General features: G+C 64.1%; 16 protein-coding genes and 1 pseudogene. 5 read left to right on the top strand and 12 right to left on the bottom strand.

What is annotated here, in order from left to right; translation table 11 throughout:
- Positions 1-15 precede the first annotated feature (15 nt).
- Positions 16-594, bottom strand: a complete 579-nt coding sequence (locus tag PSOLE_RS15825; RefSeq protein WP_074857139.1) for a hypothetical protein — start codon at positions 592-594, stop codon at positions 16-18.
- Positions 569-1,300 (bottom strand): SURF1 family protein, encoded by a 732-nt coding sequence (locus tag PSOLE_RS15830; RefSeq protein ID WP_074857142.1) that lies wholly within the window; start codon positions 1,298-1,300, stop codon positions 569-571. The genes PSOLE_RS15825 and PSOLE_RS15830 overlap by 26 nt, the downstream gene beginning before the upstream one ends.
- Before the next feature lie 71 nt (positions 1,301-1,371).
- On the opposite strand from PSOLE_RS15830, the gene PSOLE_RS15835 reads away from it, so the two are divergent.
- Positions 1,372-1,575, top strand: a complete 204-nt coding sequence (locus tag PSOLE_RS15835) for a twin transmembrane helix small protein (protein WP_074857144.1) — start codon at positions 1,372-1,374, stop codon at positions 1,573-1,575.
- 6 nt (positions 1,576-1,581) lie between these two features.
- Here the strand turns inward: PSOLE_RS15835 and PSOLE_RS15840 are convergent, their stop codons facing one another.
- From PSOLE_RS15840 to coxB, 4 genes are read right to left on the bottom strand one after another with little or no spacing between them, the layout of a single operon-like run.
- On the bottom strand, positions 1,582-2,478 hold the full coding sequence (locus tag PSOLE_RS15840; protein ID WP_074857147.1) for a cytochrome c oxidase subunit 3: 897 nt from the start codon (positions 2,476-2,478) through the stop codon (positions 1,582-1,584).
- Between the two features lie 11 nt (positions 2,479-2,489).
- Positions 2,490-3,038, bottom strand: a complete 549-nt coding sequence (locus tag PSOLE_RS15845) for a cytochrome c oxidase assembly protein (RefSeq protein WP_074677574.1) — start codon at positions 3,036-3,038, stop codon at positions 2,490-2,492.
- 10 nt (positions 3,039-3,048) lie between these two features.
- Positions 3,049-4,632: a cytochrome c oxidase subunit I gene (gene ctaD, locus PSOLE_RS15850; RefSeq protein WP_072423682.1), complete on the bottom strand. Its 1,584-nt coding sequence runs from the start codon at positions 4,630-4,632 to the stop codon at positions 3,049-3,051.
- 4 nt (positions 4,633-4,636) lie between these two features.
- The gene (gene coxB / locus PSOLE_RS15855) at positions 4,637-5,761 is read right to left on the bottom strand and encodes a cytochrome c oxidase subunit II (protein ID WP_074857151.1); all 1,125 of its coding nucleotides are present in this window, start codon (positions 5,759-5,761) and stop codon (positions 4,637-4,639) included.
- Between the two features lie 403 nt (positions 5,762-6,164).
- Between coxB and PSOLE_RS15860 the strand changes: the two genes are divergently transcribed.
- Positions 6,165-6,806: a hypothetical protein gene (locus PSOLE_RS15860; RefSeq protein WP_074857154.1), complete on the top strand. Its 642-nt coding sequence runs from the start codon at positions 6,165-6,167 to the stop codon at positions 6,804-6,806.
- On the opposite strand, the gene PSOLE_RS15865 is transcribed toward PSOLE_RS15860, so the two are convergent.
- Positions 6,796-7,725, bottom strand: coding sequence for an AEC family transporter (locus PSOLE_RS15865; protein WP_074857158.1), 930 nt, complete (start codon positions 7,723-7,725; stop codon positions 6,796-6,798). The genes PSOLE_RS15860 and PSOLE_RS15865 overlap by 11 nt on opposite strands.
- 140 nt (positions 7,726-7,865) lie before the next feature.
- Between PSOLE_RS15865 and glsB the strand changes: the two genes are divergently transcribed.
- Positions 7,866-8,774 carry a glutaminase B gene (gene glsB / locus PSOLE_RS15870; RefSeq protein ID WP_074857188.1) on the top strand — a complete coding sequence of 303 codons (909 nt, stop codon included), beginning with the start codon at positions 7,866-7,868 and terminating at the stop codon, positions 8,772-8,774.
- An 83-nt stretch (positions 8,775-8,857) separates the two neighbouring features.
- Here glsB and PSOLE_RS15875 read toward each other — a convergent pair whose 3' ends face one another.
- The 3 genes from PSOLE_RS15875 to PSOLE_RS15885 all read right to left on the bottom strand — a co-directional run bounded on the left by PSOLE_RS15875 (position 8,858) and on the right by PSOLE_RS15885 (position 12,327).
- On the bottom strand, positions 8,858-9,301 hold the full coding sequence (locus tag PSOLE_RS15875) for a GNAT family N-acetyltransferase (RefSeq protein WP_074857161.1): 444 nt from the start codon (positions 9,299-9,301) through the stop codon (positions 8,858-8,860).
- Positions 9,302-9,328: 27 nt separating this feature from the next.
- Positions 9,329-10,318 carry an asparaginase gene (locus PSOLE_RS15880; protein ID WP_084344054.1) on the bottom strand — a complete coding sequence of 330 codons (990 nt, stop codon included), beginning with the start codon at positions 10,316-10,318 and terminating at the stop codon, positions 9,329-9,331.
- Positions 10,319-10,887: 569 nt separating this feature from the next.
- Positions 10,888-12,327 (bottom strand): alanine/glycine:cation symporter family protein, encoded by a 1,440-nt coding sequence (locus PSOLE_RS15885; RefSeq protein WP_074857167.1) that lies wholly within the window; start codon positions 12,325-12,327, stop codon positions 10,888-10,890.
- 159 nt (positions 12,328-12,486) lie between these two features.
- Between PSOLE_RS15885 and PSOLE_RS15890 the strand changes: the two genes are divergently transcribed.
- Positions 12,487-13,305, top strand: coding sequence for a helix-turn-helix domain-containing protein (locus tag PSOLE_RS15890; RefSeq protein WP_088339326.1), 819 nt, complete (start codon positions 12,487-12,489; stop codon positions 13,303-13,305).
- A gap of 8 nt (positions 13,306-13,313) precedes the next feature.
- Here PSOLE_RS15890 and PSOLE_RS15895 read toward each other — a convergent pair.
- Positions 13,314-13,753: pseudogene (locus PSOLE_RS15895) on the bottom strand (N-acetyltransferase family protein).
- 19 nt (positions 13,754-13,772) lie between these two features.
- Positions 13,773-14,405, bottom strand: coding sequence for an FMN-binding negative transcriptional regulator (locus PSOLE_RS15900; RefSeq protein ID WP_004422963.1), 633 nt, complete (start codon positions 14,403-14,405; stop codon positions 13,773-13,775).
- 98 nt (positions 14,406-14,503) lie between these two features.
- Here PSOLE_RS15900 and pdxR point away from each other — a divergent pair, with 98 nt between their 5' ends.
- Positions 14,504-15,970: a MocR-like pyridoxine biosynthesis transcription factor PdxR gene (gene pdxR, locus PSOLE_RS15905; RefSeq protein WP_045107721.1), complete on the top strand. Its 1,467-nt coding sequence runs from the start codon at positions 14,504-14,506 to the stop codon at positions 15,968-15,970.
- Positions 15,971-16,156: the final 186 nt, after the last annotated feature.

A 16,156-nucleotide genomic window follows, 5' to 3' on the forward strand; every position in this document is an offset into this window, starting at 1 on the left:
GGACAGAGCGCGGCGTCAACCGATCAGGGAAATTTTCAGCAGGTAGCGCAGATCATCGAGAATGGCCTTGCCCTTGCTGCCGGCCGGGTAGCGCAGCACCAGATTGCCGTGCGGGTCGACCAGCCACAGTTGTGCGCCCGGCGCGGCCTCGGCGGCCCTGGCATAGGCTTGCAGATCCAGCTGATAGCGACCGAGTTGCGGGTACTCGCGCTTGAGTGTGGCGTCGTAGTCGGCGTTCAGCGGTTCGGCCAGTGCCAAGCCGTGGCTGGCGCGGGCGGTCTCGCGGTTGAGGCCGATCTGAATCTGCCGCGCCAGGTACACCAGCTGCTGGCAGTCCGCCTCGCATGCACCCGGCGCCGTGACCAGAATCTGCCAGCGGGGTGCCACCTCACCCTGCACGCCTAGGTCGGCCAGGCTGCGCCCGTCACCGATCAGTACGCCGTGGTAGCTGCGCGTTTCCGGCACCCAGAAGCGCCACTGATACATGGCACTGGCGAGAAACATCGGGCCGATGGCGATGGCCAGAATCAGCAGAAGCTGCAGGCGACCGCGCCCCTTGCGCGGCGTTTCAGGCATGGCGATGGCTGGGTTCATGACGATGCTCCCGTGCATTGTGAATTCCGAGGTAGATGAACAGGCCCAGCAGTGCGGCCGCCAGGGCGAACCACTGCACTGCATAGCCGAGATGTTTGCTCGGGCTCATGGCCACCACCGGCCAGTCGACGCGGTAGCTGGCCGGGCCCGGCTGCAGGCGCGTTTCGAAAGACAGGCCGCCACGGCCCAACTGCTGCCAGAGGCTGTCGGCCTCGACCCGAGTGATCAGCCGTGGCCAGCCTTCGGAGGCTGTACCTGTGCCCAGGTTCATTCCAGCGGCGGGTGCCACGTAGACCCAGGCAGTGAGCTGCAGCATGCCTTCGGGGGTCTCGAAACGTGGCGGCGTACGCCGGTCCGGCCAGGGTAGCCAGCCACGGTTGAGCAATACCCAGAGTCCGCTGGGCTGGTCATAGAAGGGTTGCAGCAACTCGACACCGGCCTGGCCATCGCGGATACGGCTGTCGAGCAGCAGGCTGTGTTCGCTGTCGAGAAAACCACGCAGCTGGACGCGGCGATAGGCGGGGTCACGCAGGGGTTCGAGCTGCTCGAGGCTGATCGGCTCGGCCTGCCGCCGAGCCTCGAAGCTGGCCAGTAGTTGGCGCTTCTCCTCGCCGCGCTGCAATTGCCAGAAACCCAGCCAGAGCAGGCCCGGCAGCAACAGGGCGACCAGCAGGCTGGGCAGCCAACCGGGGCGGAAGGCGTTCATGGCTGCCTGCCGTTGTGGTTGGGGTTGCTGGCTATACTGCAGTGCATCACGTCAATCCCCCGGAGTCTCGCATGCTCAAGGCCGCGATCGTCCTCATGCTGTTGGCCACTCTCGTCAGCCTGTTCAGCGGCCTGTTCTTCCTGGTCAGGGATGAAGGCCATGGTTCCCGCGTGGTCGGCGCCCTGACTGTCCGTGTCGGCCTGACCGCCATCACCGTTGCCCTGATCGCCTGGGGCTTCTACTCAGGGCAACTGGTGTCCCACGTCACCTGGTAGCCCCCACTACAGTACGTAGACGAAGACGAACAATCCCAGCCAGACCACATCGACGAAGTGCCAATACCAGGCGGCCGCCTCGAAACCGAAGTGCTGATCAGCACTGAAATGCCCACGCATGATGCGCACCAGCATCACGATCAGGATGATGGTGCCCAAGGTCACATGCGCGCCGTGGAAGCCCGTAAGCATGAAGAAGGTCGCGCCATAGATGCCTGAGCCCAGGGTCAGCCCCAGCTCGGTGTAGGCCTCGATGTATTCCTCGACCTGAAAGAACAGGAACGCCAGGGCGAGCACGATGGTCGCGGCCAGCCAGGCCTTGAGCGGGCCACGGTGGTTCTTCTTCAGGGCATGGTGGGCGAAGGTGATGGTGACGCTCGATGACACCAGCAAGATGGTGTTGACCAGCGGCAGATGCCAGGGGTCGATCACTGCGCTGGGCGGCGGGAACAACTTGGAGTCAGGGTTCTGCAGCAACGGCCAGCTGTATTCGAAGCCTTCCCAGAGCATGTTGGACACGCCCTTGTCACCCTCGCCGCCGAGCCAGGGTCCGGCCCACATGCGGATATAGAACAGGGCGCCGAAGAAGGCGGCGAAGAACATCACCTCGGAGAAGATGAACCAGCTCATGCCCCAGCGAAAGGAGCGGTCCATCTGCGCGCTGTACAGGCCGCTGCGACTCTCCTTGATGACGTTGCCGAACCAGCCGAACAGCATCCAGGCCAGAATCAGCCCGCCAACGAAAAAGATCAGCGGCCCGTTGGAACCGTCGCGGCCTGCCGACAGATCGTTGAACCAGGTGCCGACACCGTAGAAGCTGACCAGCAGGCCGATGGTGGCGACGATAGGCCACTTGCTCTGCGCCGGTACGTAATAGTTCTCGTGACTTTCGTGACTCGACATTGTTGTTCTCCTTATGGAGCCTGTGCCACTGGCGGTTTGCGCGCGGTGATATCGAACAGGGTGTAGCCCAACGTCAGGTGCTTCACGTCCTTGGGCAAGTCTCTGTCGACGATGAAGCGCACCGGCATTTCGATGCGCTCGCCCGGTTGCAACACCTGCTGGGTAAAGCAGAAACACTCGGTCTTGTGAAAGAAGGCCGCCGCCTTCGAAGGCGATACGCTGGGAATCGCCTGCGCGCTCATCGGCTGGTCACTGGGGTTGTAGGCGACGAACAGCATGTCGCGCGCCTCACCCGGGTGAACCAGTATCTCGTCGGCCTGCGGGCCGAACTCCCAGACCATGCCGGCGGCGTTGGTGGCGAGGAACTGCACGCGCACCTGGCGCTGCTCATCCACCAGTTGCTCGCCCTGGTAGGCCCCGGCCGTCTTGCCGTTGATGCCGAAAACCCGGCACATGGCGTCGTAGAACGGCGGCAGGACGAAGATGCCGAAGCAGAACATCACCACCACCACGAGCAGCAGACGGGTAACCAGGCGACGAGTCGCGATGACCTCGCTCACGGCAGACCTCCTATTTCACTTCCGGTGGCGTACTGAAGGTGTGGTAGGGCGCCGGTGACGGCACCGTCCACTCCAGGCCTTCGGCCCCGTCCCAGGGTTTGGCCGGGGCCGGCTTGCCGCCGCGGATGCACTTGATGACGATGAACAGGAACAGCAGCTGGGTGGCCCCGAACATGAACGCGCCGATGCTGGAGACCATGTTGAAGTTGGCGAACATCATGTTGTAGTCGGGGATACGCCGCGGCATGCCGGCCAAGCCGACGAAGTGCATCGGGAAGAACGCCAGGTTCATGCCGATGAAGCTCATCCAGAAATGCAGCTTGGCCAGGGTTTCGTCATACATGTGGCCGGTCCACTTGGGCAGCCAGTAGTAAGCCGAGGCGAAGATGCCGAAGATCGCACCGGGCACCAGTACATAGTGGAAGTGCGCCACCACGAAGTAGGTGTCGTGGTACTGGAAGTCCGCCGGGGCGATGGCCAGCATCAACCCGGAAAAACCACCGATGGTGAACAGGATGACGAAGGCCACCGAGAACAGCATCGGCGCCTCGAAGGTCATCGAGCCCTGCCACATGGTGCTGGCCCAGTTGAACACCTTCACCCCGGTGGGCACGGCGATCAGCATGGTGGCGTACATGAAGAACAGCTCGCCGGTCAGCGGGATGCCGACGGTGAACATGTGGTGCGCCCAGACGATGAACGACAGGAAGGCGATCGCCGCCGTGGCGTAGACCATCGAGGTGTAGCCGAACAGCGGCTTGCGCGCGAAGGCTGGGATGATCGAGCTGACCGCGCCGAAGGCGGGCAGGATCATGATGTACACCTCGGGGTGGCCGAAGAACCAGAACACGTGCTGGAACAAGACCGGGTCGCCACCGCCAGCGGCGTTGAAGAAGCTGGTGCCGAAGTGGATGTCCATCAGCATCATGGTCACGCAGCCCGCCAGTACCGGCATCACCGCAATCAGCAGGAAGGCGGTGATCAGCCAGGTCCAGACGAACAGCGGCATCTTCATCAGGGTCATGCCGGGGGCGCGCAGATTGAGGATGGTGGCGACCACGTTGATCGCCCCCATGATCGAACTGATGCCCATCAAATGCACGGCGAAGATGAAGAAGGTCGTGCTCTCCGGCCCGTAGGTAGTCGACAGCGGGGCGTAGAAGGTCCAGCCGAAGTTCGGCCCGCCACCTTCCATGAACAGCGTCGAGACCAGCAGACCGAAGGCCGCCGGCAGCAGCCAGAAGCTGAAGTTGTTCATCCGTGGCAGGGCCATGTCCGGCGCGCCGATCATCAGCGGAATCATCCAGTTGGCCAGGCCGACGAACGCCGGCATCACCGCGCCGAAGACCATGATCAGGCCGTGCATGGTGGTCATCTGGTTGAAGAATTCCGGCTGCACGATCTGCAGGCCCGGCTGGAACAGCTCGGCACGGATGACCATGGCCATCGAGCCGCCGAGCAGGAACATGCAGAAGCTGAACCACAGGTACATCGTGCCGATGTCCTTGTGGTTGGTGGTCAGTACCCAGCGCATCAGGCCCTTGGCCGGGCCATGGTGGTGGTCAGTATGACCGTGGTCGATCACTGCACTCATGTCCTTACTCCTGCGCCTTGGAGAAATCGAGGATGTCCTTGGGCGTGACCATGTCACCGACATTGTTGCCCCAGGCATTGCGCTCGTAGGTGATGATGGCGGCCAGATCGACCGGCGACAGCTGCTTGCCGAAGGCCGCCATGGAGGTGCCCGGCTTGCCGTTGTAAACGATGTCGATATGAGCCTCGGCGTCCCCCTTGGCGATTGCCGAACCCTTGAGGGCCGGGAACATCGGCGGCAGGCCCTCGCCACCAGGCTGGTGGCAGGCCGCGCAGGCGGTGACATAGGCCTTCTCGCCGCGAGTCATCAGCTCTTCCATGGTCCATTCCTTGCTGGTCAGCTCGCGCTCGGCGGCAGCAGCCTCCTTGCGTTCGGCCAGCCAGACCTCGAAGTCTTCCTTGGACTTGGCCTCGACCACCACCGGCATGAAACCGTGGTCCTTGCCGCACAGCTCGGTGCACTGACCGCGGTAGATGCCGGGCTCCTCGATGCGCGTCCAGGATTCGTTGATGAAGCCGGGGATGGCGTCCTTCTTCACCGCCAGTGCCGGCACCCACCAGGAATGGATGACATCGGCAGCGGTGATCAGGAAGCGCACCTTGGTGCCCACCGGCACCACCAGCGGCTCATCCACTTCCAGCAGGTAGTGTTCGCCCTTGGCTTCGCGGTTGTTGATCTGCGAACGCGGCGTCGTCAGGTTGCTGAAGAACTCGACGTCCTGCCCCAGATACTTGTAGTGCCACTTCCACTGGTAGCCGGTGACCTGGATATCCAGCTCGGACTCCGAGGTGTCATAGATCTCGATCAGCGTCTTGGTCGCCGGAATCGCCATCACCACCAGGATGGCCAGGGGAACCACGGTCCAGAGAATCTCGACGGTGGTGCTTTCGTGGAAGTGCGCAGGCTCCTGGCCAGTGGAGCGGCGGTGCATGATCATCGACCAGAACATGGCGCCGAACACGATCACGCCGATCACGACGCAGATCCAGAAGATGGTCATGTGCAGATCGAAGACGGAGCGGCTGACGTCAGTGACACCGGGCGTCATATTGACCGTCCACTGCGCATGCGCCGAGCCCAATGCCAGCCACAGCAGGAGGCCCATCCAGACTCGTGGATGTCGCATCATTGCGGGTTCCCCTTGATTGTTCTTGTTATCCCGCCGGCTGAGCCTGCGGCTAAGGGATCGACTGCCATGAGCCTGTACGGCGGAATCACTGTCCGCGGGCCACGCTCGACTGCTGGCGACTGCTGCCGAAACCTCCCGTGCCAAAGCCCGTCCGGTTCCATCAGGTACTGCCTTTCGAAATCGAGTATAGACAGCGAGGTTTACCTCGCAACGTTCAGACAAAAATGGCTGAAGACGCGCAAGCTTTGTCCTAAACCCCACGGCTGATGCGGGGTGTAGCTATTCTGAAACAGTTGGATATAGCGGACTCGCATAAGTATGAAAAAGTTATGACAATCGCGTCTTAGCACGCCACAACGGCCGGCTAAGGTTCACGTCCATGTCCAGGCATGTAGGAGTAGTCATGAACACCGTCGCCATTCGTCAATTGATCGCCCAGGCGCGCCAGCAGGAACATGGCAGCCAGGCGCTCGCGCGCATGCTGCAGGCTCAGCTGGATGGTCTGCACCCCGCCATCCGCTTGCCGCAGGACGCTGCCCCGGATGCGCTGACGGCTTTCGTCATCGCCTATATCGAGCAAGTGCCGGATGTGCTCGATGCCGCTGCCGAGGTGGCGCAGGAGGCGGGGATCGAGGCGGCGGTAAAACCCGTGCTGAAGATCGCCGAGCATTTCTTCCTGCAGCCGCCGGCATTGATGCAAGGTCATGAAGGGCTCGAGGGTCTGCTCGATGAAGCCTATCTGGCGCATCGCCTGGTGGAGGAGGTCAACGACCGCTACATCGCCCATTTCGGCCAGCCGCTGATCCCGCTGGACACCACGCGCGCTAACCTGATCGCCCACCAGTTGATTGGCGAGCCCTTTGCCAACCAGCTCGACGAAGCCGTGCATCATGCCCTGACCGGTATGCTCGATGACGCCAGCTTCGAGCAACCCTCGGCGCAGGCCTACCGCGAGCGCCTGGCGGCGCCGGACACCGCATCGGCCTGGCAGCGCTGGCCCTGCTTGTCCCGGCAACTGGGTCTTGAGCTGCAGCTCAAGGGCTGATCGCCAGCAGGATCAGCGACAGGGTCAGCAGCGAACCGAGGGTGGAAAACAGGATCGCCCGCGACACCAGCGCCGCCTGGCGCTGGTAATACTCGGCGAGCATGAACGGCCCGGTGCCGGTCGGCAGTGCGCTGAGCAGCAACGCGGCATGCGCCCAGAAGGCTGGCAGGTCGAGCAGCACGAAAGCGATGAACCAGGTCACCAGCGGTTGCAGCACCAGCTTCAGCGCCACCAGCGGCCAGGCACCTTCGCTCGGCCCGCTCTGCCGCTGCGCCAGGAACAAGCCCAGCGACACCAGCGCACAGGGTACGGTGGCGGCGCCGAGCAGACGCAGAAACTCGTCCAGCGCTGCGGGCATCTGCACGCCACCAAAGGCCCAGGCAGCACCGAGCAGTGGTGCGATCACCAGCGGGTTCTTCAACAGCGCGGTGACCACCTGAACGATGGCGCCGCCCAGCCCCTTCTTGCTCTGCAGACCCACCTCGATGCACACCACCGCCAGGCCGAACAGCACGCAGACCACCAGCAGCGAGGCGATCAGCGCGGGCGCCATGCCGTCCTCACCCAGTACCAGCACGCACAGCGGAATGCCGATATAGCCGGTGTTGGCGTAACCGGCGCTAAGCCCGTCGATACTGGCGTCGACCAGGCTGCCGGTGGTTTTCCAGCGATACACCAGCGTGACCAGAAACACCGCGAGCATGCCGCCGGTGAAGGCGAGCAGGAACCCCGGCTGCCAGATCTGCGCCCAGTCGGCCTTGGCCGTGAGGCTGAAGAGCAGGGCCGGCAGGCCGAGCCAGACCACGAAGCGATTCATCTCCGATGCCGCAGTCGGCCCCAGGCGATTGGTTCGCCGGCAGATGTAGCCGACCAGGATCAGGCCGAAGATCGGCAGCAGGACGTTGAGAACGGTGGACATCAGGCTACGCCGTCGACAGTAAGAGGCCGAGACTAGGGCGCAGAACCGTGCAGAGCAAGCCGCGCGCTGTGATTCGTGTCCGTCAATGGGCGTCTAGCAGTGACATGCCGGGCAAGCCCGGCGCCCTCGCGAGCCTGAGCATGCAAGCGCTGTTGAACGAAATTCTCGATGAAGTTCGCCCACTGATCGGCCAGGGCAAGGTGGCTAATTACATTCCCGCACTGGCCAGCGTGGTGCCCGCTCAACTGGGCATCGCCGTGTATGGCAACGACGGCCAGGTGCATGTCGCCGGCGATGCCCGTACGCCCTTCTCGATCCAGAGCATTTCCAAGGTGTTCAGCCTGGTCCAGGCCATCGGCCGCAGCGGCGAAAGCATCTGGCAGCGCCTCGGCCACGAGCCGTCCGGGCAGCCGTTCAACTCGCTGGTGCAGTTGGAGTTCGAGCGTGGCAAGCCGCGCAATCCGTTCATCAATGCCGGTGCCCTGGTGATCTGCGACATCAACCAGTCGCGCTACGCCGCACCGGCGCTGTCGATGCGCGACTTCGTCCGGCGCCTGTCGGGCAACCCCGAGGTCACGGTGGACAATCATGTCGCCGAGTCCGAGTACCAGCACCGCGCGCGCAACGCCGCAGCAGCCTACCTGATGCAGTCGTTCGGTAATTTTCATAACGAAGTCGAGGCCGTGCTGCGCAGCTACTTCAGCTGCTGCGCGCTGCGCATGAGCTGCGTCGACCTGGCGCGCGCCTTCGGCTTCCTGGCCAATGAAGGCTTCTGCCAGCACAGCGGCGAACAGGTGCTGTCGCCCCGCCAGACCAAGCAGATCAACGCCATCATGGCCACCAGCGGCCTGTATGACGAAGCGGGCAACTTCGCCTACCGCGTTGGCCTGCCGGGCAAGAGCGGTGTGGGCGGCGGCATCGTCGCGGTGGTCCCAGGGCAGTTCAGTGTGTGCGTGTGGTCACCGGAGTTGAACGCTGCGGGTAACTCCCTGGCCGGGATCAAGGCGCTGGAGCTGCTCAGCGAGCGCATCGGCTGGTCGGTGTTTTGAGCCGCGCATAAGTGCTGCTGCGCATGGCGCGTCCTGTCGGGCGGCCAGCGCGGCCAATCGCCGCCCGCACGTGATGCGGGGCCTTACAACAGCTTGCGATACTGCACGAAGCCCGAGCGCTCACCGATGCGCTCGTACAGCAGCTTGGCCTGGCTGTTGGTCTCGTGCGTCAGCCAGTGCACCCGCGAGCAGCCGGCGGCGCTCGCCTGCTCAAACACATGCTGGATCAACTTGCGCCCGATGCCACCGCTGCGCTCACCCTTGGCGACGAACAGGTCCTGCAGGTAGCAATAGTCGCCGGTGGTCCAGGTCGAGCGGTGGATGACCCAGTGCACCAAACCAATAGCCTGCCCATCACGCCAGGCCAGGGCGGCGCCCATGGGCTCGGCGGGGTCGAGAAAGCGCTGCCAGGTAACGGCGCTGGTCTCGGCTGGAATCTCGGTCATGTAGAAGCGCTGGTAGCCCTGCCACAAGGGCAACCAGGCTTGGTGATCGGCAGCGACTACAGGGCGAATTTCGATGCTCATCGTCCTTCCTCTGTTTGGGCAGGTGGATCAGTCGCTCATCTCACCACAGAGATCGCGCGCCAGCCAGTGCTCAACCTCCGTTTGCGGCAAACCGGCGCCGAGCAGGGCGAACAGCTTGCCCAGTGCGGCTTCGCGGGTCATGCCGCCACAGGACACCAGACCGACCTCGGCCAGACGGCTGCCGGCGGCGTATACGCCGAACTGCACATGGCCTTGCGGGCACTGGCTGATCGCCGCCAGCACCACGCCGCGCTGATGCGCTTCACGCAGCACGCTCATCAATTGCGCGTCGCCGGCCGGGCCGGTGCCGCTGCCGTAACACTCCAGCAACAGCCCCTGCACGCCGCTGGTCAGCAGCGCTTGCAGATGCCCGGCCTGCATGGCCGGATGCAGCGGCAATACGGCAAGGTTCACGGCCTTGCGTGCCTGGCGATAGTCGATCCGTGCAGAGACCTCTGCCCGCTCGGCCTGACGCTGACGCGGCAGCACCTGGAAGGCGTCGAAGGCATCGCTGCGCAACTTCGAGCAACGTGCGCCATGCAGTAGCTGCCCGTTGAAGTACAGGTGCACGCCAGGCGCGACGCCGCGGTACAGCGCACGCATGGCGCCGAACAGATTGGGCCAAGCATCGCCGCCATCGACACCGGCTGGCTGCATGGCGCCGGTCAGCACCACCGGCACGTCGAGACCGAGGAGCAAAAAACTCAGCGCGGCGGCGCTGTAGGCCAGGGTATCGGTGCCATGCAGTACCAGCACGGCGTCGTGGCCATCGGTCTGCACGGCGGTGACGATCTCGTCACGCAGCGCCAGCCAGTGGCCGGTGTTCATGTTGGCGCTGTCGATCAGCGGCAGCAGCTCGCGGAAGGTCCATTGCGGCAGTTCGCTGGCGTTCTCGCTGGCTTGTTGGGTGCGCATGCGCGCCTCGAAACCCGAAGCCGGCGCCAGGCCGTCTGCACTCATCTGCATGCCGATGGTGCCGCCGGTGTACAGCACCAGGAGTTTTTCTGGGGTCGCCATGGGCTCTCCTCGGGAAATGCGGGCGATAAAAAAGGGGGCAGCGCCCTAATGTCAGTCAGTTAAGCCGTTGCACTCGATCTTTGTAGGAGCCGGCTTGCCGGCGATCCGCCATAAAAAGCATCGCCAGCAAGCTGGCTCCTACGAAAAGCGCCCCCTCTACTGCAAGTAGGAGGGGATGGTGACGAACTTATCTGATCAGCATTAGGCAGCGCCCTAATGTCAGTCAGTTAAGCCGTTGCACTCGATCTTTGTAGGAGCCGGCTTGCCGGCGATCCGCCATAAAAAGCATCGCCAGCAAGCTGGCTCCTACGAAAAGCGCCCCCTCTACTGCAAGTAGGAGGGGATGGTGACGAACTTATCTGATCAGCATTAGGCAGCGCCCTAATGTCAGTCAGTTAAGCCGTTGCACTCGATCTTTGTAGGAGCCGGCTTGCCGGCGATCCGCCATAAAAAGCATCGCCAGCAAGCTGGCTCCTACGAAAAGCGCCCCCTCTACTGCAAGTAGGAGGGGTGGTGACGAACTTATCTGATCAGCATTAGGCAGCGCCCCCTTCTTCGAGCAGGGGCTATCAGCGCTGGTAAACGCGATCACCCAGTTCGGCGTGGGTTACCGGAGCATCTGCCGGAGCCTGCCAGGCCTTGGGATCGAGATCCAGGTCGGCGAACTTCTGCGGATCAAACACCGGCGACTCGACCCCGGCCTTGATCTGAGCATCGTAGTCGCGCATCAGGCGCAGGCCCACCTTGAACAGCAGTGCCAGGGCAATCAGGTTGCAGATCGCCAGCAGGCCCATGGTCACATCGGCGAAGGCGAACACGGTGCCCAGATCCTGCACCGAGCCCCACAGCACCAGGGCCACCACCAGCACGCGGTAGATCATCACCGGGCCACGCTTCTGGCTGAAGAAGCCCAGGGCGTTTTCACCCAGGTAGTAGTTGTAGATCAGGGTGGTGAAGACGAACAGCAGCAGGGCGATGCTGACGAACACCCGGCCCCACTCACCGACTTCGGCCGCCAGGGCGGTCTGGGTCAGGACGACACCGGCCATTTCGCTGCCCGGCTGGTAAACGCCGGAGAGCAGGATGATCAGCGCGGTGCTGGTGCACACCAGCAGGGTGTCGATGAACACGCTCAGCGACTGCACGATGCCCTGCGCCGCCGGATGCTTGACCTCGGCCACCGCCGCCACGTTCGGCGCGCTGCCCAGCCCCGCTTCGTTGGAGAACAGGCCGCGCTTGACGCCCATCATGATGGCCGCGCCGATACCGCCAGCGAAGGCCGGCTCCAGGCCGAAGGCCGCTTTGAAGATCATGGCGAAGGTCGCCGGCACCTCACCGAAGTTCATGCCGATCACCACCAGCGCCATGCCGATGTAGGAGAACGCCATGATCGGTACCAGCACGTCGGCCATGCTGGCGATGCGCTTGATGCCGCCGAAGATGATCACGCCGATCACCCCGGTCAGGATCAGGCCGCTGACGATGGTCGGCAGGCCGAAGGTGTCATGCAGCGAGCTGGCCACGGTGAACGACTGCACGGCGTTGAAGCCGAAGCCGAAGGTCACCAGCAGCAGGATCGACACGACGACACCCAGCCAGCGCTGGCCGAGGCCGTGCTGGATGTAGAAGGCCGGGCCACCACGGTAGGTGCCATCCGGTTCACGCCGCTTGTACAGCTGCGCCAGGGAGCACTCGAAGTAGCTGGTGGCCATGCCGACCAGAGCCACGACCCACATCCAGAAGATGGCGCCCGGGCCACCGAGCATGATTGCCACGGATACACCGGCGATGTTGCCGGCGCCGACGCGGCCAGCCACCGACAGCATCAGTGCCTGGAACGAGCTGAGCTGACCCGGCTGGCGTTTGAATGCCTCACTGAAGATGCGGAACATGCTGCTGAAGTAGCGAAACTGGACGAAACGCGAGGCGACGGTGAAGTAAAGACCAAGGCCGATCAGCATCACGATCAGCAGCTTGCTCCAGATGAGGTCATTGAGAAGATCGAGCATGGAGGCTTTCTCTCTTGTTGTTCTGAATGGGAATGCGCCGCACCGGGCGGGTGGCGCAATCTTTGGTGAAGGCGCCGCGCGGGACAATTTCGCAGGTCGCGGCGACCTGATGCGAGTTGATGCTAGAATCGCGTCATTCGCATCAGCTGGAGCGGCCATATGTCCGATTCCCTCGGCAGCAATCTGAAACTGCTCTGCAGCCATTACCGTTCGATCGCCGAGGTGTGTCGCAAGCTGTCGATCAACCGCGCGCAGTTCAATCGCTACCTGGCCGGGCAGAGTCGGCCGACCACGCACAACCTCAAGCGCATCTGCGATTTCTTCGGCGTCGAGCCCTTCGAGCTGGCCATGCCGGCCGAGCAGTTCACCCGCCTGATCGGTGCACGCAGCGGCGCCGCGCAACCGCACGGCGGCAGCGACCCGTTGCTGGAGCTGTTCGCCCCGTTGCGCCGTCAGGCCAGCCCGATGGAGCGCTACTGCGGCTACTACTTCGAGTACTCCAACTGCATGTCGGTACCGGGGCATGTGTTGCTGTCACTGGTGCACCTGCGCGAAGAGCGCGGCAACTACCTGTTCGAGCGCCAGGAACGCCAGGAGCGCCAGGAACCTACACGCGGCGGCAGTGAGGACTGGGTGCGTTGTCGCTACCTGGGCACGGCGTTCTTCCTGCAGGACCGCCTGTTTCTGGTCGACTACGAGTCGCTCACCGGCAACGAGATGAGCCAGACCATCCTGATTCCCAGCTTCAAGAGCCGCATCATCCGCCTCAACGGCATCAAGACCGGCGTCTCCAGCAGCGACCGGCGCACGCCGGCCTGCACCCGCGTGGTCTGGCAGTACCTGGGTAACGAGATCAACCGGGTCAACGCCTATCGCCAGTTGATGCTCTACGCCCCCGACGACCCGCGCATCGACGACGACATCCGCCAGCGCCTGGGCGGCGCGCAGCTGCGGGGTGGGTTGTTCGAGATGGAGTGAGGCCTGCCTCAGAGCAGTTTTCTGTACTGGATGAAACCGGAGCGGTCACCGATGCGGTCGTAGAGCATACGCCCCTGGTAGTTGCTTTCCTGGGTCAGCCAATGCACACGGCTGGCGCCAGCAGCGCGGGCTGCGGTGTAAACGTGCTCGATCAGCGCGCGGCCGATGCCGCCACCGCGAATGTGCTCGGCGACGAGCAGATCCTGCAGGTAGCAGTAGTCACCACGCGACCAGCAACTGCGGTGATAGTGAAGTGCACCAGACCGACCGCCTCGCCGTCCTGCCAGGCCAGGGCGGCGTGCATCGGCTCGGCCGAGTCGAGAAAGCGCTGCCAGGTTAGGGCGCTGGTTTCTGCCGGGATCTCGGCCTGGTAGAAGCGCTGGTAAGCCTGCCAGAGCGGCATCCAGGCGGCGTGATCGGCAGGGGTGACAGGGCGAATGTCGAGCATGATGGCCTTCCTTTGGTGATCAGTCGGCGGGATTCATCTGCGCTGCCAATTCGTGGTCGCGCGGGTTGTTGGACGTTGCCAGGCCGGTACGCACGCCGGCCTGGTCGCTGGCTGAGCGGTTCTGGCTGAGCTTCCATTTACCTTCGAGTCGGCGGATCGGCAGGGCGAAACCGACGATGGCGCGCAGCATGGCGTCGATGTACTCGCGCGGCGCATCGCTGACCGCCCAGGGCTGCGCGCGGCCTTGTTCGTGGCGGTCGCTGAGGCGGCTGACCAGCTCGAGCAGGCGCTCGGGCTCGTCGAACACTTCGGCCTGGCCCCAGGCATGCACGGCGATGTAATTCCAGGTCGGCACCACCTTGCCGTGCTCGGCCTTGGCCGGGTACCAGCCGGGATGCACGTAGGCGTCCGCACCGCTGAATACCACCAGTGCCTCGGCGCCAGCGGCCAGATCGTGCCAGTGCCCATTGGCGCTGGCGAAGTGGCCGTACAGGGTGCCGAACTCGCCTTCGCCAGGTTCAAGCAACAGCGGCAGATGGCTGGCTTGAAGGCCCTGTGCGCCAGTGCTGGTCACGATGGCCAGTCCACTGGACTGTATCTGCGCGTGCAGGCTGGGCAGGTCGTCCTGACGAAAGGCGGCGGGGCAGTACATGGCGGCATCTCCTGATGTGATGAAGCCATGCTAGGCAGGCTATTGGCCTGATGTAAGATCCATTTTGGATGACTTTCATAGAGCCAATCGCAATCCTCATGAGCCGCTCGCCCTCATTGCCGTTCGACCTTTCCGGTATTCGCCTGCAACCCGGCCAGGGCTTGGCACGTCAGCTGTACCAGGCCTTGCGCGTGCGCATCCTCGATGGCCGCCTGGCCAGTGGCACGCGCCTGCCGGCCAGCCGTGAGCTGGCCGCGCTACTGGGCATCTCGCGCAACACCGTGACCCGCGCGCTGGACCAGCTGTATGCCGAGGGCTACGTGGCCGGGCGGGTCGGCGATGGCACCTATGTCGCCGAACTGGCGCGCAGTCGCCCCACGCCCTCTCCAGCCGTTACGCCAGCGGCATCCAGCCCGGCACTGCAGCGCCTGCACACGCACCACCTGCCGCTGCCGCCGAGCGGCGCGCCGCGCGCCTTTCGCATCGGTGTACCGGCTTTCGATCTGTTCCCCTTCGAGACCTGGGCACGCCTGCAGGCGCGCTTCTGGCGCAAACCCGCGCTGGCACGGCTGGGCTATGGCGACCCGGCCGGTGACCTGCAGCTACGCGAGCTGATCGCCGCCTATCTGCGCAGCAGCCGCGGCCTGACCTGCGAGACGCAGCAGATATTGATCACCTGCGGCTCGCAGCAGGCCATCAGCCTCTGCGCGCAATTGCTGATTCAACCGGGCGACCGCGTGGCCATCGAAAATCCCGGCTACCGCGCCGCGGGCCATGCCTTCGCCGTGGCCGGCGCGCAGCTGTGCGGCGTGGCGGTGGACCATGACGGCCTGGACGTCGACGCCCTGCAGCGTCTGAACGATTGTCGGCTGGCCTATGTCACACCCGCGCACCAGTACCCCACCGGCGTCACCCTGTCGCTGCCCAGGCGCCTGGCCTTGCTGGCGTGGGCCAAGCGCGTCAACGGCTGGATCATCGAGGACGACTACGACGGCGAGTACCGCTACAGCGGCACCCCGCTCGCGCCACTGGCAGCGCTGGATGGGCAGCAGCGGGTGATCTACATCGGCACCTTCGGCAAGCTCGCCTTCCCGGCGCTGCGCCTGGGCTATCTGGTGCTGCCGCCCGCGCTGGCCGAGCCCTTCGCCAGGCGCCAGGCGCTGGAGATACGCCACTCGGAGGTCGGCACCCAGGCAGTGATGGCCGAATTTGTCGCTGCCGGACACTTCCAGCGTCATGTGCGGCGCATGCGCCAGGCGGCGCGCAGCCGCCGCGACGCTCTGATCGAGGCCTGGCCGCAGGCGATTCCCGGATGCTCACCGTTGCCGGCCGTGGAAGCCGGCCTGCATCTAAGCATCAGGGTCGAGAGCCTGGCCCGTGAACGCGAGCTGATCGGCGCCGCCCGCGCAGCCGGTATCGAGATGACCCCCTTGAGCGACTACTGGCTGCCCGACAGCGAAACGGCCGAGGAGGCCCGCGCTGGACTGGTGCTGGGCTTTGCCGCGGTGCCCGAGGCGCAAATCATCGAGGCGGTGCAGACGCTACGCCGGGCGTGGAAGCTGTAACGCAGACCAACCGGCGGCGCGCGCGACGCACCCTACGGCAGTCATCCTTGAATGGCAGGATCGGGTAGGAGGCGGCCTCACGGCCGCCGTCCTCCCACACCACCGTGCGTACGGTTCCGTACACGGCGGTTCAGGCCATGCGGTTAAGCCGATTGATCGTATCCAGTATCGAGACCAGTCCAAGTC

Origin of the sequence: Pseudomonas oleovorans subsp. oleovorans (genome assembly GCF_002197815.1) — a bacterium.
Taxonomy (GTDB): domain Bacteria; phylum Pseudomonadota; class Gammaproteobacteria; order Pseudomonadales; family Pseudomonadaceae; genus Aquipseudomonas; species Aquipseudomonas oleovorans.